The sequence below is a fragment of the Kluyvera sp. 1366 genome, from assembly GCF_054823405.1.
Map to the genome: position 1 here is coordinate 193,331 of NZ_JBTRDW010000008.1, position 19,300 is coordinate 212,630.

At 55.9% G+C, this 19,300-nt stretch carries 20 protein-coding genes; 12 read left to right on the top strand and 8 right to left on the bottom strand.

Annotated features, from left to right (window positions below):
- The first annotated feature begins 42 nt into the window (after positions 1-42).
- A complete protein-coding gene (locus tag ACVLVH_RS18755) occupies positions 43-420 on the top strand; it encodes a DUF1360 domain-containing protein (protein ID WP_192414310.1) in 378 nt (125 codons plus the stop codon).
- A gap of 30 nt (positions 421-450) precedes the next feature.
- Here the strand turns inward: ACVLVH_RS18755 and ACVLVH_RS18760 are convergent, their stop codons facing one another.
- On the bottom strand, positions 451-915 hold the full coding sequence (locus tag ACVLVH_RS18760; protein WP_101763865.1) for an Rrf2 family transcriptional regulator: 465 nt from the start codon (positions 913-915) through the stop codon (positions 451-453).
- Between the two features lie 132 nt (positions 916-1,047).
- Between ACVLVH_RS18760 and ACVLVH_RS18765 the strand changes: the two genes are divergently transcribed.
- Positions 1,048-1,488 carry an acetyltransferase gene (locus ACVLVH_RS18765; protein WP_192414308.1) on the top strand — a complete coding sequence of 147 codons (441 nt, stop codon included), beginning with the start codon at positions 1,048-1,050 and terminating at the stop codon, positions 1,486-1,488.
- A gap of 1 nt (position 1,489) precedes the next feature.
- On the opposite strand, the gene ACVLVH_RS18770 is transcribed toward ACVLVH_RS18765, so the two are convergent.
- Complete coding sequence (locus ACVLVH_RS18770) at positions 1,490-2,482, bottom strand: LacI family DNA-binding transcriptional regulator (protein ID WP_192414306.1); 993 nt, start codon at positions 2,480-2,482, stop codon at positions 1,490-1,492.
- A 401-nt stretch (positions 2,483-2,883) separates the two neighbouring features.
- Here ACVLVH_RS18770 and ACVLVH_RS18775 point away from each other — a divergent pair, with 401 nt between their 5' ends.
- Entirely contained in the window at positions 2,884-4,347 is a 1,464-nt protein-coding gene (locus ACVLVH_RS18775) for a sugar porter family MFS transporter (RefSeq protein ID WP_101763868.1), read from the top strand.
- Between the two features lie 45 nt (positions 4,348-4,392).
- Here ACVLVH_RS18775 and ACVLVH_RS18780 read toward each other — a convergent pair whose 3' ends face one another.
- The 5 genes from ACVLVH_RS18780 to ACVLVH_RS18800 form a co-directional block, all read right to left on the bottom strand.
- A complete protein-coding gene (locus ACVLVH_RS18780) occupies positions 4,393-5,523 on the bottom strand; it encodes an ROK family protein (protein ID WP_192414303.1) in 1,131 nt (376 codons plus the stop codon).
- Between the two features lie 8 nt (positions 5,524-5,531).
- Positions 5,532-6,272: a replicative helicase loader DnaC gene (gene dnaC, locus ACVLVH_RS18785; protein WP_110868257.1), complete on the bottom strand. Its 741-nt coding sequence runs from the start codon at positions 6,270-6,272 to the stop codon at positions 5,532-5,534.
- Entirely contained in the window at positions 6,272-6,808 is a 537-nt protein-coding gene (gene dnaT, locus ACVLVH_RS18790; protein ID WP_101763871.1) for a primosomal protein DnaT, read from the bottom strand. The genes dnaC and dnaT overlap by 1 nt, the downstream gene beginning before the upstream one ends.
- Before the next feature lie 111 nt (positions 6,809-6,919).
- Positions 6,920-7,597, bottom strand: a complete 678-nt coding sequence (locus tag ACVLVH_RS18795) for a hypothetical protein (protein ID WP_192236815.1) — start codon at positions 7,595-7,597, stop codon at positions 6,920-6,922.
- Positions 7,598-7,670: 73 nt separating this feature from the next.
- Positions 7,671-8,366: an autotransporter gene (locus ACVLVH_RS18800; protein ID WP_192414301.1), complete on the bottom strand. Its 696-nt coding sequence runs from the start codon at positions 8,364-8,366 to the stop codon at positions 7,671-7,673.
- A gap of 140 nt (positions 8,367-8,506) precedes the next feature.
- Here ACVLVH_RS18800 and ACVLVH_RS18805 point away from each other — a divergent pair, with 140 nt between their 5' ends.
- From ACVLVH_RS18805 to ACVLVH_RS18845, 9 genes are all read left to right on the top strand, one after another.
- Complete coding sequence (locus ACVLVH_RS18805) at positions 8,507-9,067, top strand: DNA-3-methyladenine glycosylase I (protein WP_498949954.1); 561 nt, start codon at positions 8,507-8,509, stop codon at positions 9,065-9,067.
- 109 nt (positions 9,068-9,176) lie between these two features.
- Complete coding sequence (locus ACVLVH_RS18810) at positions 9,177-9,839, top strand: OmpA family lipoprotein (RefSeq protein ID WP_101763875.1); 663 nt, start codon at positions 9,177-9,179, stop codon at positions 9,837-9,839.
- A gap of 159 nt (positions 9,840-9,998) precedes the next feature.
- Complete coding sequence (locus ACVLVH_RS18815) at positions 9,999-11,003, top strand: LacI family DNA-binding transcriptional regulator (protein WP_192414297.1); 1,005 nt, start codon at positions 9,999-10,001, stop codon at positions 11,001-11,003.
- Positions 11,004-11,061: 58 nt separating this feature from the next.
- Entirely contained in the window at positions 11,062-12,087 is a 1,026-nt protein-coding gene (locus tag ACVLVH_RS18820) for a LacI family DNA-binding transcriptional regulator (RefSeq protein WP_137384837.1), read from the top strand.
- A gap of 125 nt (positions 12,088-12,212) precedes the next feature.
- Positions 12,213-12,959: a sugar phosphate isomerase/epimerase family protein gene (locus ACVLVH_RS18825; RefSeq protein ID WP_192414295.1), complete on the top strand. Its 747-nt coding sequence runs from the start codon at positions 12,213-12,215 to the stop codon at positions 12,957-12,959.
- Positions 12,960-12,969: 10 nt separating this feature from the next.
- Positions 12,970-13,914 carry a sugar kinase gene (locus ACVLVH_RS18830; protein ID WP_008105274.1) on the top strand — a complete coding sequence of 315 codons (945 nt, stop codon included), beginning with the start codon at positions 12,970-12,972 and terminating at the stop codon, positions 13,912-13,914.
- A gap of 179 nt (positions 13,915-14,093) precedes the next feature.
- Entirely contained in the window at positions 14,094-15,377 is a 1,284-nt protein-coding gene (locus ACVLVH_RS18835; protein WP_101763879.1) for an MFS transporter, read from the top strand.
- Between the two features lie 50 nt (positions 15,378-15,427).
- The gene (gene ghrB, locus ACVLVH_RS18840) at positions 15,428-16,402 is read left to right on the top strand and encodes a glyoxylate/hydroxypyruvate reductase GhrB (RefSeq protein ID WP_192236811.1); all 975 of its coding nucleotides are present in this window, start codon (positions 15,428-15,430) and stop codon (positions 16,400-16,402) included.
- An 81-nt stretch (positions 16,403-16,483) separates the two neighbouring features.
- Positions 16,484-17,731 carry a valine--pyruvate transaminase gene (locus ACVLVH_RS18845; RefSeq protein ID WP_192414293.1) on the top strand — a complete coding sequence of 416 codons (1,248 nt, stop codon included), beginning with the start codon at positions 16,484-16,486 and terminating at the stop codon, positions 17,729-17,731.
- A gap of 58 nt (positions 17,732-17,789) precedes the next feature.
- Here the strand turns inward: ACVLVH_RS18845 and ACVLVH_RS18850 are convergent, their stop codons facing one another.
- A complete protein-coding gene (locus tag ACVLVH_RS18850; protein WP_101763882.1) occupies positions 17,790-19,223 on the bottom strand; it encodes an aminotransferase-like domain-containing protein in 1,434 nt (477 codons plus the stop codon).
- Positions 19,224-19,300 lie beyond the last annotated feature (77 nt).

Consider the following 19,300-nt stretch of genomic DNA (forward strand, 5'->3'; position numbering starts at 1 on the left):
TTAGTTACATGAAATGATACTTTGAGATGAAAAGGAGAATGTATGAGCAGCTTAATAATATCGAACCTGTCAATATGTCTGGCGATCGCACTGGCATCGGCCAGTATTTCCATGACAATTACCCAAACTGAGCTATTCGCGGGATTACGCGCATGGACCGCTAAAAAGAACGCATTATTGGGTCACTTGTTTCATTGCTTCTATTGCATGAGCCACTGGGTGGTATTTTTCGGCATGGTGGTTTATCACCCTGATTTATTACATAGCGGAATGGCAATTGCTGACTGGCTGATGACAGCATTTATCACCCTCACGCTAACAACCTTTATTAATGGTTTGATGTTTAAGGTTTTCCAGGCGGCCATTACTACGCACGTCATGAAGCATGAAGCACAAATCACCTTACAAAAACAGGATTAACCGATGTGATGAATAACCGGGAAAAATCGGTTATTCACTGCATTTAGGGAAGGTATTGGACGGGAGGCCAAGTTTAGCCATTTTACTCAGATAATCGTCGCTAATATCGGCAACAGTAATTTGGCTAAAGCGCTTCAACAACAGCGCTTCCGCTTCGCTAAGGGTTTGATCGAGTTGCGCATCAACGGCATGCTCAACCAGACAAGGCGAGGGCTCCGCAGCCGGACCAATGCTAAACAGTGCTGGTGCGCCGATTGCCTGATAAACATCCAGCAGGGATATTTCCGTTAACGCCACACGCAGCTCCCATCCACCACCGTGCCCTTTTTCTGACACCACATACCCTTTATCACGCAGGCCGGACATCATCCTGCGCACCACCACCGCATTAGTGCCCAACATTTTAGCCATCGTTTCTGAAGTGGCGCGTTTAACGTGCCGATCCAGATGTATCAGTGCGTGCAACGAGCGGGACAAGCGATTATCGCGCGGCATAAATCATTCCTCTAAAATTCACCACACTCTAACAAAGGAGTGAAGTGGCAACAATTTATCGCGCTATCATCGAGTCAAAAGCTTAATCATCAGCGTTTACGGATATGACACGAAAATATCAAGGAGAACACCATGAAAGGAATTTACCCCGCTCAGAGGAGCGATTTCGAGGCGATAACCACGTTATGGGAAGCCTCGGTGCGGGCGACGCATCATTTCCTGCAAGATGCGGATATCCGCGCTCTGCGCCCGTTGGTGCGCGAGCAATATTTGCCGATGGTTGAGCTGCGTGTTTATCGCGATGAACAACAGAACATCGTCGGTTTTCTCGGCGTGGCGGATAATCGGCTGGAGATGCTGTTTGTCGCGCCGCAAGTGTTTGGTCTCGGCATAGGCAAACAGCTACTGCGCTTCGCCATCGAACAAATGAATGTCACCGAACTGGATGTGAACGAGCAGAATCCGCAGGCGCTAGGTTTCTATCAGCATCAGGGATTTGTTATCACCGGCCGCTCGCCGCTGGATGGTCAGGGAAATCCTTTTCCGCTGCTTCATCTGCGCTATGCGCCGTGATTTAAATGGTCGCGCCCATTGAAAGGCGATAATGCAGGTCGACCTGCTCGATGGTGGGCTGCTGGTTGACCTTTTTCAGGATGATCTCCGTCGCCACTTTTCCCATCTCAAAGCGCGGCGTGATCACGCTAGCTAAGCGTGGCGTGGTTGCCTGACCAATTTCCAGCCCGTGAAAACCGGCAATCGCCATCGCTTGTGGCACGGCAATGCGCGCCGCCTGACACTCCTGCAGTACGCCAACCGCCAGATCGTCATTGGTACAAAGAATCGCATCCATCTCCGGATAGAGCTGGCGCGCCAGCGTCATCATGCCGGTGCCAATCGATACCGAAGAGACCTTGTTCGGCACAATCCGGCCCGCAGGCAACCCGGCCGCTTCAACCGCATCGCGATAACCGGCGTAGCGTTGCTCATCACGGCGATCGGACATCGAACCAAAATAGATAACGCGCTGTTTGCCGCTGGCCAGCAGCATCGCCGTCATGTCGTAGCCGGCGCGATAGTTGTCGAAACCCACATTGATGCGTCCACGCGCCTCGGTCAGCCCCATCACTTCCGCCACCGGAATGTTGGCGGCGTTTAGGTATTTTTCTGCGCGCACAGTGTGCACAGATTCGGTCAGGATCAGCCCTTTGATGTTAAAGGCCAGCACCGTGGCGATCTGCTCCTCTTCACGCTGGGCGTTGTAGTCGTAATTGACCACCAGCGTTTGATAACCGTGCGCGCTGGTCACCGATTCAATACCCGCCAGCAAGTCGGCAAAGATTTGATTATTAAAAGAAGGAATTAACACGCCGATGCGCGGTGGGTTCTGTTTGGTCGCTGAGACATTTTCGCTATCCGCGACGTAGCCAATTTCGGCAATCACGCTGGCGATTTTCTCCGCCGTTTCCGTTTTGACCTTTTCCGGCGTGCGCAGATAGCGACTTACCGTCATTTTGGTGACGCCCGCCAGGGTAGCAATATCGTCCAGAGTGATGCGCTGCGTTTTCATTACGGCGTCCGCAAAGAGGGGCTGATAATCAACGTATTATGCCCGTTGCCTGTTAAAAAATGAAACGCACCCGTGCGCTCCGTCGGGTGAAATAAACCCGGCAAACCCACGTATTCAACAGAATGAAAATTCCAATAAAAAGCAAATTGTGCAATGCCCTTACTGAGTGAGTTGATGAAAAACCTATCATTTCATTGGGCTATAAGCATACTCCTGACGACTTATTCGGCAATTTTCGCCACCCCCTTCACACTTTTCGGAAAAAATGATCCAAATACCATCATTTAGAACATATATTCCAACACGAAGACCTCGCGTGAATAAAAGTTGAACATCGAAACCTACACCACCCTCTTTCTGGACAAGTAACGTTCAGGCCGTAGAGACAAGGGGCTATAACAATGGATACCAGGCAAAAACGCTACAACATGAAGTATGTCATTCTCTGCTGTACTGTCGCGGCATTCGGCGGTCTGCTGATGGGATATGACTCTTCCATTATCTCCGGTGCAATCGAACCCTTAAGTGAATATTTCCAGTTAACGCCCGCTGAAACCGGCTGGGCCGTTTCCAATATCCTGCTCGGCAGTTTGATCGGCTGCTTTATGGCACCGCGCCTCAGTGACAAGCTGGGACGTAAAAAATCCCTCGCCATCACCGCCCTGCTGTTTACCGTTTCGGTAATCGGCACGGCGCTGGCGCATAACTTCACCGTGTTCGTCATCTTCCGCATGATTGGCGGATTAGCGATTGGCCTGGCGTCGGTAATTTCGCCTATCTATCTGGCCGAGCTGTCGCCTTCGAAGTTTCGTGGCCGTACCACCGCGCTCTATGCGGTGTGCTGCGTCGGCGGACAATCGGTAGTGTTGCTGACCAACTACTTCATCACCAAATCCACCTTGCCGGATGTGATGATCAACATGGGCTGGCGCTACATCCTCGCCACCGCGCTGGTGCCGTGCGCGCTGTTTATTTTGTTCATCGCCTTTATCCCGGAATCACCGCGCTGGAACGTGCTGAAAGGCAAGTACGATGAAGCGCTGGATACGCTGACCAAAATCTCTAACCGCGAACATGCCGAGAGCGTGTTCAACGAAATCAAACATTCGTTTTCTGATAAAACCGCGCAGCAGCACAAATCGCGTCTGCGTCTGGATAAAACCACCATTCCATTGCTGATTGTCGGCATCGGTTTGGCGGTGGGTAACCAGATCAGCGGTATCAACGTCATTCAGTACTTTGGGCCAACCTTGCTGAAAAACGTCGCGGGCAGCACTGACTCAGCGCTGCTGCAAACCTTCTGGCTGTCGATTTGTCAGTTTATTGGCGTGCTGGCGGGGATGATGCTGATCGATAAAGTCGGTCGTCGTAAGCTGCTGCTGCTGGGCGCAATCACCTCTTGCGTGTGCCTGACCTACTCCTTCATCGCCTTCTATTACCACTTGCCGGGTATGCTGGCGGTTATTGGCCTGTTCGCTTACATGATTTTCTTCGGTATGACGTGGGGGCAGATCGTCTGGACGGTACTGGGCGAAGTGTTCCCAACCGAGATTCGTTCGATTTGCGTGGGGATTTCCATCTGCGCGATGTCGATGGCTAACTTTGTTATCAGCAGCACCTTCCCGATCATGAACAGCAGCCCGATGCTGCTGGATATGTTCCACGGTGGCTTCCCGCTGTTGCTGTTCGCAATCTTCTCGCTGGGTATGTACTTCTTCACCTTCCGCTATCTGCCAGAAACGGCCGGCGTGTCGCTTGAGAAGATTCATGCGCTGGTGCTGCGTAAATTTAACGTCGAAGCAGAGTTGCCGGAGACGACGTCCACCGTGAAGGCGAGCGAATCATTTGATATTCCACGGCATTAATCGGTAAGGATAGGGATCTGCAGGGCGCCCTTTATGGCGCCCTTGTTAACTCAGGCGTTCGTACTGCTCAATCACCGCCAGCGCTAAGCCGTTGGCCGGATCGATACGCAGCGGCAGGAAATGCAGCGCGGTATGGGCGAAGGTAAAGGCCAGCGCACCGGCCTGCGCCGCCTGCTGCACCGCCTGCACAAACGCTGGCTGCGCATTCCACGGCCCATCAATAATGATGCTGGCCGGATTCACCAGCTGCATCACCTGACTCAACGCGTTGCCCAAGTGGGTGCCCGCCTGCGTCATCACCTCTTTCAGGATTTCCGGTTCGCTCTCGCCATTCTGCCAGCGCAGGCCCGGTTTGCGTTTTGCCAGCTGCTGCTGAATGGCCGGTTTGCTCACCAGCGTTTCCAGACAACCTAAGCGACCGCAGCTACAGCGTTCGCCGTTGGGTTGCACGGTAAGATGGCCGATCTCGCCCGCCGTCCAGCTGCTGCCGGTAAACACCTCGCCGTGTTCCACCAGCGCGCCACCTAATCCTTCAGAAATTCGCAGATAGAAATGGCTTTGCGACTTATTCAGTTCGAGTTGCTGCACCGAAAGCAGCGCCGCCGCTTTGACGTTATTCATGATGCGCAGCGGCAGCGGCATCTCGTGGCTGAGAATGGTCATCACATCCACATCCTGCCAGCCCAGATGCGCGGAAAAATGCACCCAGCCGCGATGCGGATCGATGATGCCAGGGAAACCAATCGCCACGCCGAGCAGCTCGGGATGCGCCGCGTGCAAGGTCTGGCACACTTCCACCAGCTCATGCAGCAACTGCTCAGGATCGCTGGTTTCGGTGCGCCAGGTTTGCTCGGCAATCACCTGCGAGAAATAGTCGCACACGCGCCAGTGAATCGCCTGGCGCTCCACCATGATGCCCGCGCTTTTCAGCTTTTCGGCGCGCAGCGAGATTTCGATTTTCGGCCGGCCCGCTGACGCCACGCTAACCGGGCCGAGCTCATTGATCAGCCCGGCTTCCAGCAAATCATCGACAATCAGTGAAACGGTGTTTTTGCTCAGCTCGAGCGCTAATGCCAGATCCTGGCGGGAGGTGATGCGGGTGGTGCGCAGTTGCATCATCACCCGCTTCAGGTTGTTCAGGCGAAGTAGTGCTGGACCTTTACTGGCTGCTTTCATAGCACTCCTCAATACTCATCACCGCGCACACGGCTGCGATAACTTTCCCAGTCAAAGCGCACCCACAAGCTGTTGCCGAGGCGCATACGGTCCATCACGCGTTCACCCAGCAGCGAATTCATGCCGGCGGGATCGAGGTTCGATAACATGCCCGTTGGGCGTTTCGACGATGAGCGGCGATCAACAATCTGATTGATGATCACTTTTTCATAGCGCGATTCACTCTGCATGCCGATCTCATCGATCACCAGCAGATCCACATGGCTGAGATCGTGCAGCAGGCGCTCTTCAGTTAAATCGCTGCCGCCGCTGAAAGTGCCCTTCATGCTCGACATCAAGTCGGCCACGGTCACAATCAGCACGCTTTTACCGCGAATAATCAGATCGTTACCAATCGCTGCGGCAAGGTGGTTTTTACCGGTGCCGGGACGACCGGAAAAAACAAAACTGGAGATGCTGTTTTCAAATCCGGCGGCGTATTCGCGCGCCATGGCCAGCGCTTTGCGCTGCCCATCATTTTCCACGCGATAGTTGTCGAACGAGCAGTTCATGTGCAGCTCGCGGATGCCCGAGCGCCCCATGATGCGCTGCATTTTCATCGCGCGGTTTTCTCGCACAATCGCTTCCGAGCGCAAGCGGCCCTGCTCCTGGTTCCAGGCCAGCAGCTCCGCGCCGCTTTTGAATTTCGGCTGCACTTCGGACGGCATCATCTTTTTCAGGCGACTAAAAAGATCGTTCGGCGTTTTCATTACTCACCTCGGAATCCATCGGGAATATCGTAATCAGTATTGCTGATTTGCGTGAGATCGCGCTTTGGCTGTCCGCCATTGGCGGCGCGATTCATCTGCACGCTGCGCGCTAACTTCTGCTGCCACTGCACATGATGGAACAAACGGCCTTCCGCCTGCCAGTACGCCACAAACGTGGCCAGCTCGGCGGCGGTAACCGGTTCACTCAATGCCACGCCCCAGATGGCGGCCTGACGCTGAAAATCGCTATCGGGCTGCCAGCCTTCATACATTGCGAACTTGCCCACCGGCGTGGCGATGGGCGCGCTTTCGGTCTGAAACAGACTCTCATCCAGCGTGACATCATTGGGCTGCTGCGCGGCGGCTTCCAGCGCCAGCAGCTGCGCCAGACGCTGCGGCGTGAGCGCATAAAACGCCGGCGTATTGTTATGCAGCACCGCCAGCGTGCCGTTATCGGCCTGCTGCAGCACGGCGAGCGGGTCATGGCAGAAGCCATCCAGCCCCACCAACGTTGAAGATAAGATTTTGACTGACATGAAGAAACCTGACGTTAACCAGCATGGTGCGCCGGGCGGCAAATTCAGCCCGGCGTTATGCGGTAAGTGTACCTGTTTTAGGACAAGTGATCGTCAAAAAGGTCGCAGCGATTAGCGTGGCATCGTCAGCGGTTCGGCGCGATCCACATGGCGTGACGCGTGCGGCACCCGAACCGCGACAGGCTGCGGCCGGGTTTGCCAAAGATAGCGAGCCGATGCGATCAGGCACAGGCTGTAGCCAAACATCTCGCTGCCCTCTTCCGCCATGTTTTTTACCACGCGGTTATAACCATCGAGCATCAGATGTTCCCACAGCTGATGCATGCCAAACAGGCGCGAAAACACCAAAATAGCCAGTAAACCTGCGGCCATCATCTGCCAGCTGCGATGCTGAACCAGCGACGCCAGCCCGGGCAGGATTTGGCGCGGCTGGCGGAAGGCCATCGCCAGACAGGCCGCCGTCGTCGCCAGCGCAAACCACAGCCATGCGCCGTGCCTGATGAAATCGAACAGGAAGTCCATCTCACGAATCAGCATGCAGCTGTAAAAACCGCCGACCAGGATCAGCACGCTGCGTTGTGATGGCCGCTGCCAGGCCGAGAGGAAATAGAAGGTGGCGATGAGCAAGAGCATCAGCTCCTGGGTGATTTCGGTGAAGGAGGTTTCGTGCAGGGCATCGTTCATCCAGTTGACGTCGATGTAGACCATCGCCATACAGAAAACGAGTACCAATCCACTGATGAGAAAGGCCGTAACTTCACGGCTAATAAGAATAATATTGTTGCGCATATTGTGACCAAAGTTATGATTAGCGCACTTAGTATATGGACCTCACGTTTTGTCACTTCTCTTTTTATGCCGATTAGAAGCTGGCGCTGACGCCCAGGCTATAAATAAACTGCTCGCCGCTGGTCACTGCGCCAGTTTGCGCAAAAGAAGCAAAGGCCGCCATATTTTGCCCCAGCGGCATATTTGCGCCGACGCTGACATCCACCCAATTGCTTTCCCGTCCGTTGATATCCTCGGCTCGTTCGCGGGTGGGCGATGGCAACTCTTCATTTACCAGATGGCTGTAACTTACCTGCGCCCACGGCGATATCCCACTAAGGCTGGAATCCACGCGCCAGCCAACGGAGGCAATGTGCTCGGCGTTGTTGCTATCCACTCCTGCGCACTTCGGACAGCTCAAGGTCGAATCATCCACCGCAAACTGCGCCACCGGCCCGGTGCTCACCGCTTTACTCATCGGCATCGACCAGCCGGCAGAGTAGCGATTAACAAAAGGCGTAGCGCCGACGCTGGCGGTTTCACTGTGCATCACCAGCGCGTAGTCATTCGGCGAGTTAAGCGCGGCGTCAAACAGGTTGGCATCGGGGTTTTCTGTCAACATCAGGTGATTACTGGAAATTTTTTCAGCAAGTATGGCGTTGTAATCGGGTGCGCTATTCTGGCTCGATTGATCAAAGGCATAGGTATTCCCGGCCAGAAAAAATAGCCATACACTGCCAAAAGCCAGCGCGATTATATGCTGGCCTGTCCGCTGACTTTTCTGCAACATGAAGGACTCCTGACGAGCCGGGAAGAGATGGGCGTTTAGGTTTTATAAGATCTATATCGGCGCCCCTTGTATAACTATTAATCGCTTTTGCCATTCGTCAAGGGAACTACCGCTATTTCATAGGCTAAGGGAGTGATGCAATGCAACGTTGTGGCTGGGTAACTGAGGATCCACTGTATCTGGCGTACCACGATAAAGAGTGGGGCGTGCCGCAAACCGATAAGCGAGTCTTATTTGAAATGGTCTGTCTTGAAGGCCAACAGGCCGGACTTTCATGGATTACGGTACTGAAAAAACGCGAAAACTACCGCCGCGCATTCCATGAATTTGATCCCGATGCCGTGGCGTTGATGGATGAAAGCGACATGGCACGGTTGATGCAAAATGCGGGACTGATTCGCCATCGCGGCAAGCTGGAAGCGATCATCAACAATGCGCGTGCCTTGCTGGCGCTGGAAGCTATCGGAGAGGAGTTTTCACGCTTTATCTGGTCTTTTGTCGACCATACGCCGATTTTGCACCGTTACGCGAATTACAAAGACGCGCCAACGACCTCCGAGCCAGCCATTGCGCTGTCGAAAGCACTTAAGAAGCGTGGTTTTAAATTCGTCGGCCCCACAACATGCCACTCATTTCTACAAGCCTGCGGCTTAATTAACGATCATCAAACCAGCTGTTTTTGCCATCCTGATAATCTTTAAAGCAAAAGTTTACAAATTAAGACTGACCCTCACGCATTTCCCCATAATTGAACGGCATAATAGTGCCGTTTTGGGGCTTTTCCCCGTTTAAATCTGTGAGGGATTTTTCATGAATAAGCGTATTTTGGCGCTGACCTTGTTATTGAGCGGCAGCCTCGCGCTGTCGGGTTGTACCACCAATCCCTATACCGGCGAATCGCAGGCGGGCAAATCGGGTATCGGCGCCGGTTTAGGCGCGGTGCTGGGTGCGGGCGTGGGCGTGCTGTCGTCGTCGAAGAAAGATCGCGGTAAAGGTGCGCTGATTGGCGCGGCGTCCGGTGCCGCACTGGGCGGCGGCGCGGGCTATTATATGGATGTGCAGGAAGCGAAACTGCGCGATAAAATGCGCGGCACCGGCGTCAGCGTGACGCGTCAGGGCGACAACATCGTGCTCAACATGCCAAATAACGTCACCTTTGACTCCAACAGCAGCAACCTGAAACCGGCGGGCGCCAACACCCTGACTGGCGTCGCGATGGTGCTGAAAGAGTATCCAAAAACCGCCGTGAATGTGGTGGGCTACACCGACAGCACCGGCACGCGCGCGCTGAATATGCGCCTGTCACAGCAGCGCGCCGACAGCGTGGCCAGCGGTCTGATTCTGCAAGGCGTGGCGCAAAACCGTCTGCGCACCCAGGGTTTAGGACCGGATAATCCGGTTGCCAGCAACAGCACCGAAGACGGCAAAGCGCAGAACCGTCGCGTTGAGATCACCCTCAGCCCGCTGGGCTAAAAGTAAAGAGCCGATCTGCACGAAAAGATCGGCTTTTGTCACATTTTTTCGCCTCTTTTGACACCATCTTTGTTAGAAAAAGCTAAAAAATTCGTAACCGATAGAGCCGCCTTTTCCTTTATGCTAGCGTGATCAAAAATTGATCAGTGGGACGCTATCATGTCACTCAAAGCCATCGCCGCTACCCTTGGCCTCTCTGTTACTACCGTGAGCCGGGCGCTAAATGGCTATGACGATGTAGCGGCCGTCACGCGTAAACGCATTGAAGACGAAGCGAATGCGCGCGGCTATCGCCCCAACGACGCTGCCCGCCGCCTGAAAACCGGGCGCGCCAATGCGGTCGGTCTGCTCTTTCCCATCAGCCACGCCTCGCTCAATGACAGCTATTACAGCCAAATGCTGCTAATGCTGGATCAACGCCTCGCCCAGCACGATATTGATTTGTTGTTGCTGCCTGACAAACCGCAAGGGCAACAGCGTAAGCTGATCCGCATGCTGCGCAGCGGCGCCATCGATGCCCTGATTTTAACCCACACCCTGCCGCAGGATGCGCGACTGCAACGCTTGCAACAGAAGGGTTTCCGCTTCCTGACGCTCGGCCGCAGCGAGCTGCCGCTGCCATACGCATGGATTGATTACGATAATCACGCCGGTACCTTTCTGGCGGCAGAACACTGCCTGCAACAAGGTTGCCCGCGTCTGGCCTATCTCGGCAGTAACGAAACGGCAACGTACATCCTCGATCGCCGCCAGGGATTTATTGATGCGCTGATTCGGCATCAGGCGCCGGTCGATCAATCCCTGATGGCCGCACTACCCGCCACACGCCGCTCCGGCTATCAGCAAACCAATGCCTGGCTGGCCCAAGGCGATGCGCCGCAGGCGATCATCACCGATTGCAGCACGCTGGGTGAAGGTGCCGCGATTGCGCTGCAGCAGGCGGCCCGCCTGAAGGGCGCGCAGGCGATTCCGCTGTATGTGTATGATGGATTGCCGCCCGATTCGATTGTCGATCAGCCGGTGAACACCATTCTGCAATCATCGCAGCAGCACATTGGCGAGCGCATCGCCGAAATGGTGCTGCAACTGCTCGATGATGTGCCGCCAGGCGATCTGCAAACGCTCTGGCAGCCGGTGCTGCGACTCACTTCTGACGCGCAATGATTGCGCCTGGCGCGAGCTGTGTTAGTCTTCGCCTGTTTCTTTTCAGCAGGTGTAAGCAATGAAAACCAGGCCGCCACGAGCCACAATCAGTGACGTTGCCCGTACGGCAAAAACCGGTAAAACCAGCGTTTCCCGCTATCTGAATGGCGAAGTGAATCTGCTCTCGCCCGATCTCAAAGCCCGTATCGAACAGGCCATCGCCGAACTCAACTATCGTCCCAGCCAGATGGCGCGCGGACTGAAACGCGGCCGCACGCGTTTGATTGGCCTGATCATTGCCGACATCACCAATCCTTACTCGGTTGACGTGCTGAGCGGCATCGAAGCGGCGTGTCGTGCGCAGGGCTTTACCCTGCTGATGTGTAACACCAACAATGAAGTCGATCTCGAACAGCATTACCTGCAACTGCTCAGCAGCTATCAGGTGGAAGGCATTGTGGTTAATGCCGTGGGCATGCATGAAGAAGTGCTCAATCGCCTGCAACAGTCGATGCTGCCGATGGTATTGATTGACCGGAAAATCCCCGATTTCGCCTGCGATATGGTGGGGCTCAACAACGTTGAAGCCTCCACGGTTGCGACCCAACATTTGCTGGATAACGGCTATCAAGCCCTGCTCTTCCTTAGCGAGCCGCTCGGCAGCGTTAATACGCGCCGTGAACGTCTGCGCGCCTTCTACGACACGGTAAAAAACGCGCCAGAGATTGCGGCAGAGAATGCCGAGGTAGCGCTGCATCAGCCCGACGCGCTGGAAAAACAGCTGCGGGAATTCCACCAGCGCCATCCCGACAAACGCTGTGCGGTGATCGCCGCCAACGGCGCGCTGACCTTGCAAGTGGCGCGCGCGCTGCAGCGCCTTGCGCTGCGCTGGGGCGAAGCGATTGGCCTGCTGGGCTTTGACGAACTGGAATGGGCGGCGCTGGCGGGTGTCGGCATCACCACCTTAAAGCAACCCACCTGGCAGATTGGTTACGCCGCGCTGGAGCAGGTTATCGCGCGCATTGAGGGCAGCGAGCAACCGGTCAGCGAACAGCTCTTCTCCGGCGAACTGATCGTACGCGGCTCCAGCCAGCCGCTGCGCTAAGCCGGCCTTTTATGGCTCACTTCGTGAGCATGATCATAATTTCACGGTCTGCGCCTTTCCTTTGGAACCGGTTCCATTTAGGTTTTTTATAACGAATGGGATGTGGTCATGCCCGGAGAAACGTGATGAAACCAGAAATTATTGTTGTAACTGCCGCATACGGCGCGCAGAAAGTAGCGGAATTGGGTGGCCAGGCCGCGCTGTTGCCGCTGATCAAACAGGCCGGCGCAGATGGCGTCGAAATTCGTCGCGAGCTGTTCAACGAAAATGAACTCTGCCTGCTGCATGCGCTGGGCAATGCGATTTCCCAGCATCAGCTGAGCGCCAGTTATTCCGTGCCGGAAGCGTTGTGGCTAGATGATGGTGCGCTGAATCCCCGTCTGGCGCAGTTCCTGCAGGAAGCCGAACAAATCGGCGCTCAGCGCCTGAAAGTGGCGCTTGGCCATTTCGTTGAACTTGATGTGCGCGCGCTGCTCGATGTACTTAAAGCATCAACGGTGACGCTGGTGGTTGAGAACGATCAAACGCCAGACAGCAAACTGGCGCCGATGCTGCGCTTCTTCCATCAGGCTTGCGATGCCGCATTGCCGCTGGATATGACCTTCGATATGGGCAACTGGCAGTGGACCGGCGAAGACGGTTTGCAGGCCGCCGCGCAACTCAGTCGCTACGTTAGCTACATCCACGTTAAAGCGGCGGTGCCACACGGCGCTACTTTCCGCGCGATCGCGCTGGATCAGGCCGACGATAGCTGGCGCACGCTGCTGAACGCGCTGCCAACCGACGCACCGCGCGGCATCGAATTCCCGCTGGAAGGCGCGGATTTGCTGGCGGTCACTCGCCATTACGTTGACCTGCTGCGTGCAGCGTAAGGAGCCGATGATGACGCAAAAAACGCTGGATGTGGTGACGATTGGTGAAGCGATGGCGATGTTTATCGCCCAGCAAACCGGCGATCTCGCCGCAGCAGAAGGCTTCGTCAAACGCATTGCTGGGGCCGAACTCAACGTGGCGATTGGCCTGGCGCGCCTCGGTTTGCAGGTCGGTTGGGTGAGCCGCGTCGGCGACGACAGCTTTGGTCGCTTCACGCTGCAACAGCTGGAAAAAGAGGGCGTCGATCACCGCTGCGTTACCACGGACGCGCGCTATCGCACTGGCTTCCAGCTCAAATCCCGCGTCGATGACGGCTCCGATCCGGAAGTCGAATATTTCCGCAAAGGCTCCGCCGCCAGCCATCTGTCGCCCGACGATTTCAACGACGACTACTTTGGCAGCGCGCGCCATCTGCATTTAAGCGGCGTGGCGGCGGCAATCTCTGACAGCTCGCTTGCCCTGGCGCAACACGCGGCAAAAGAGATGCGCGCGCGGGGCAAAACCATCTCCTTCGATCCCAATTTGCGTCCGGTGTTATGGCGCAGCGAAGAGGAGATGCGTAAGCAACTCAATCATCTGGCGGAATACGCCGATTGGGTGCTACCGGGCGAGAAAGAGGGTTTGATTCTCACCGGCTACCGCCAGCCGGAAGCCATCGCCGATTTCTACCTCGATAAAGGGGTGAAAGCGGTGGTGATCAAAACCGGTGGCGACGGCGCCTGGTACAAAACCGCCGACGGCCAGCAAGGCCAGGTCGCACCGATTCGCGTCGAGAATGTGGTCGATACCGTGGGTGCCGGCGACGGCTTTGCGGTTGGGCTGATCAGCGCTTTGCTGGAGGGCAAATCCCTGCCGCAGGCGATTCTGCGCGGTAATAAGATCGGTTCGCTGGCGATTCAGGTCGCTGGCGACAGTGAAGGCCTGCCGACGCGCGCGGCATTGGGCGATTACTGATAACAGCACAATCCCGTAGCGGCGCGATGCATCGCGCGCTTTTCGCAGCGGCTTCGCTGCCAGAAGCGCAATAAATTGCGCCGCTACGGGTCCGTACGAAACCCAATAGCTGTACCCACTACAACAATATCGCGAGGCGCATCCACTGAATGCGTCCACCTCAACCAGAGGAGTCACCCATGAAATCGCAGACAATCGCGCCAAAACGCTGGTGGTTTATCATGCCCATCGTGTTTATCACCTACAGTCTGGCGTATCTGGACCGGGCGAACTTCAGCTTCGCCTCTGCCGCAGGGATAAATGACGATCTCGGCATCACCAAAGGCATGTCATCGCTGCTGGGCGCCCTGTTCTTCCTCGGCTACTTCTTCTTCCAGATCCCCGGCGCGCTGTACGCCGAACGTCGCAGCGTGAAGAAGCTGATTTTCTGGTGCCTGATTTTATGGGGCGGCTGCGCCTCGCTGACCGGCGTGGTCAGCAACATTCCGATGCTGGCGGCGATCCGCTTTGTGCTCGGCGTGGTGGAAGCGGCGGTGATGCCGGCGATGCTGATCTATATCAGCAACTGGTTTACCAAATCCGAACGTTCGCGCGCCAATACCTTCCTGATCCTCGGTAATCCGGTGACGGTGCTGTGGATGTCGGTGGTTTCCGGCTATCTGATTGAGTCCTTTGGCTGGCGCGAGATGTTTATCATTGAAGGCATCCCGGCAGTGATCTGGGCGGTGGCTTGGTGGTTCCTGGTGCAGGACAAACCTGCCCAGGCCAAATGGATGAGCGAAAGCGAGAAAGCCGCGCTGCAGGCGCAGCTGCAAAAAGAGCAGGAAGGGATTAAAGCGGTACGTAACTACGGTGAAGCGTTCCGTAATCGCAACGTGATCCTGCTGTGCCTGCAATATTTTGCCTGGAGCATCGGCGTTTACGGTTTCGTGCTGTGGCTGCCGTCCATTCTGCGTAACGGTTCGCAGATGGGCATGGTGGAAGCCGGTTGGCTGTCTGCGGTGCCGTATCTGGTGGCGACCATTGCGATGATCGTGGTGTCGTGGGCGTCAGATAAAACCCAGAATCGTAAACTGTTTGTCTGGCCGCTGCTGCTGATTGGCGCGCTGGCGTTCCTCGGTTCGTACCTGGTGGGCTCCAGCAACTTCTGGCTGTCGTATACGCTGCTGGTGATTGCCGGTGGGGCGATGTATGCGCCTTATGGTCCGTTCTTCGCCATCATTCCGGAGATGTTGCCGCGCAACGTCGCCGGTGGTGCGATGGCATTAATCAACAGCATGGGCGCACTGGGTTCCTTCGTCGGATCGTGGATTGTAGGCTATCTTAATGGCGCGACCGGTTCGCCTGCCGCCTCCTACATTTTCATGGGTGCTGCGCTGCTGGCTTCGGTTTGGCTGACGTTGATCGTCAAACCAGCCCAGAACAAAACGCCGCCGCCCGTTCACGGGGCGAAGCACGCGTAATCGATTCGGGAGGCATTAAAGCCTCCCCTACATTTTAAAGGGAGCAAAAGATGAAACCTGCTGTGATTCTTTATAAGAGCCTGCCAGATGACCTGCGCACCAAACTGGATGCCCATTTCACCGTCACTGAAGTGCACGACATTTCCCCGGAAACTATCGAAAAACACGCGGCGCAGTTCGAACAGGCGCAAGGTTTGCTCGGCTCTGGCGGCAAAGTGGATGGCGAGCTGCTGGCAAAAATGCCCGCGCTGCGCGCCTGCTCCACCGTGTCGGTGGGTTACGATAACTTCAACGTTGATGCGCTGAATCAACGCAAAGTGCTGCTGATGCACACACCAACCGTGCTGACCGAAACCGTCGCCGACACCATGATGGCGCTGGTTCTGAGCACCGCGCGGCGCGTGACCGAGCTGGATAAGTGGGTCAAAAACGGCGAGTGGAAAAAGAGCATCGGACCGGATCATTTCGGCATTGATGTGCATCACAAAACCCTCGGCATTCTCGGCATGGGCCGCATCGGCCTCGCGCTGGCGCAGCGTGCGCACTTTGGCTTCGGCATGAACATTCTCTATAACGCGCGTCGTCAGCATGAAGAGGCGGAAACCCGCTTTGGTGCGCGTGCCTGCGATCTGGAAACCTTGCTGAAAGAGAGTGATTTTGTCTGCATCAGCCTGCCGCTGACCGAACAGACGCACCATATGATTGGCGCGGCGCAGCTCAAGTTGATGAAGCCAAGCGCAATTCTGATCAACGCCGGTCGCGGTCCGGTGGTGGATGAGCAGGCGCTGACGGCGGCGCTGAAAGACGGCACTATCCACGCCGCCGGTCTGGATGTGTTCGAAGTTGAACCGGTGCCTGCCGATGCCGAAATTTTGACGCTGCCGAACGTGGTCGCGCTGCCGCACATCGGTTCCGCCACCCATGAAACCCGTTACGGCATGGCGCGCGACGCGGTAGATAACCTGATCGCCGCCCTGAGCGGCAAAGTCGAGAAAAACTGCGTTAACCCGCAGATCCAAGGCTAAGCTTGCCTTTTACCCATTGCGCCTGCCAGCGGCGGGCGCTATGGTGGTTCCCCATTCGATTTCACAACGTTTTAACTTCCTATGTCCTTTTCTCAGTTCGGCGACAAATTTACTCAACACTCCGGCATCTCACGTCTGATGGAAGACATGGGTGAAGGCCTGCGCACGCCCGGCACCATCATGCTTGGTGGCGGTAATCCGGCGCAGATCCCGGCGATGAATGACTATTTCAACCAGTTGCTGATGCAGATGCATCAGGACGGCCAGCTGAGCGAAGCGCTGTGCAACTACGATGGTCCGCGCGGCAAAGCGCTGCTGCTGGATGCGCTGGCGAAGATGCTGCGTGAGGAACTTGGCTGGCCATTAACCGCGCAAAACATCGCGCTGACCAACGGCAGCCAGAGTGCGTTTTTCTATCTCTTCAACTTGTTCGCCGGACGTCGCGCCGACGGCAGCAAAAAGCGCGTGCTGTTCCCGCTGGCACCGGAATATCTCGGCTACGCCGATGCCGGCCTGGAAGAGGATCTGTTTGTCTCCGCCAAGCCAAACATTGAGCTGCTGCCGGAAGGCCAGTTCAAATATCACGTTGATTTCGACCATTTGCCGCTGAATGACGATGTCGGCCTAATCTGCGTTTCGCGCCCGACCAACCCAACCGGCAACGTGATCACTGATGATGAACTGCTGCAGCTGGATGCGCTGGCGCAGCAGCACGGCGTACCGCTGCTGATTGATAACGCGTACGGCGTGCCGTTCCCCGGCATCATTTTTAGCGAAGCGCGCCCGCTGTGGAATCCCAATACCATTCTGTGCATGAGCCTGTCGAAACTTGGCCTCCCCGGCGCACGTTGCGGCATTATCGTCGCCGATGAGAGCACTATCACCGCCATTGGCAACATGAACGGCATTATTAGCCTGGCGCCGGGCAGCATCGGCCCAGCGATTGCTAATGAGATGATCGTACGCGGGGATTTGCTGCGGCTGTCGCAAGAGGTGATTAAGCCGTTCTATCAGGCCAAAGTCAGCGAGACGATTGCGATTCTGCGCCGCTATTTGCCGGAAGATCGCTGCCTGATTCATAAACCCGAAGGCGCGATTTTCCTCTGGCTGTGGTTCCGCGATCTGCCGATCAGCACCGAAACGCTGTATCAGCGCCTGAAAGCGCGTGGCGTGCTGATGGTGCCCGGCCACTTCTTCTTCCCCGGTTTGGAGCACGAATGGCCGCACACCCATCAATGCATGCGCATGAACTATGTGCCGGATGCAGAGAAGATTGAGCGCGCGGTGCAGATATTGGCGGAAGAGCTGGAAGCCGCGTTTAGGGATTAAAACATCTCAATCGCGCCGCTACGATTGTGCACATTCCGTAGCGGCGCACTCTATTGCGCTATCCCTGCGTTATAGATAGCTGGCACCACTGCGCCAGCTGCTGAATCGCCTGCTCCACTTCGGCATTCCAGCCAAAACCGGCATTGAGTCGAAAACAGTGATCGTAGCGGTGATCGGTAGCGAAAATGTGGCCCGGCGCGATACCGATACCCGCGTTGCGCGCCTTGAGAAACAGCGCGCGCACATTCAGCGCACCGATCGGCATTTCCACCCATAACACATAGCCGCCTTCAGGATCAGACACCCGCGTGCCCGGCGGGAAGTAGCGCAGCACCGCCTGACGCATATGCTGGATTTGATTCTTCAACTCGCGCCGTAGCTTACGCAGATGCGCATCATAGCCGCCGCTGCGCAGCAGTTCGGCAATCGCTGCTTGCGACAACACCGACGTGCCCATGCTGGTGGTGTATTTCAGCGAGGCGATTTTGCGCATGTAGTTGCTGCTGTGCACCCAGCCAATGCGAATGCCCGGCGCAACCGTTTTCGAGAAGCCGCTGCACAAAATAGCGTTCGGGCTGAAGGCACGCATTGGAAACGGACGGCGCTCACCGAATGCGGTATCACCGAAGATATCATCCTCAATGATCACCACATCGTTCTCGTCGGCCTGACGTGCGATATAGGCTTTCTGCTCGTTGGGAATGCTTTTGCCGAGCGGATTATTGATGTTGTTGATGGTGAGATACGCCTGCACCGCTTTGCGCTGGAACAGTGAAGTAAGTTTCTCCACATTAACGTAACCTTCCGGCCCCGCTTCCACCTCAATCACCCGCAGATTGAGGTTATGCAGCATCTGCAGCAACACGAAATAGCACGGCGATTCCACCGCGACGATATCGCCTGGCCGCGTGGTGGCGCGTAGCGCCAGCGAAATCGCTTCGATGCAGCCGTTGGTGATCAGGATGTCATCCGCATTGATATTGCAGCCATAATCCACCGCGCGGCGTGCAATTTCATTTTTCAGCGGCGCGTAGCCGGTGCCTTTTACGGTATTCCCCAGCAGCGCCGGTTTGCTGTAACCCATCTGGCGCATCAGCAAACCAATCTTCTTCACCGGATAGAGTGAGAGGTCGCCGTTGGCCAGATCCAGCCGCACGCGGCAGTCTGAACCGAGCATCGCCAGATGCAGCTCGGTCTGCTCGTCGAGCGGCGCCACTTCGCGCGCTTGCTCGTTAATGAGCGTGGGAAAGGTTTTATTAACAGGCCGCGGTGCGACAAAAAAACCGGACTTGGGACGCGCCACTGCGTAGTGCTCATCCTCAAGCGTGCGTAATGTTTTCAGCGCGGTGGTCATGCTGACGCTGTACTGCGTCGCCAACGTGCGCACCGACGGTAAACGGCTGTCGGGCGGCAGCGAGCCGCTGTGAATGGCTTGTTTTATCTGCTCTGCGATTTGACGGTAACGACTGCCCTGTTCCGTTTCACCCGCCATCTGTTCCACCCTATTTCGTCCGGATCTGTGCGTTTTCACCAGATTACATTCAAAGTACTTTAGGCTGCATTAGTTAA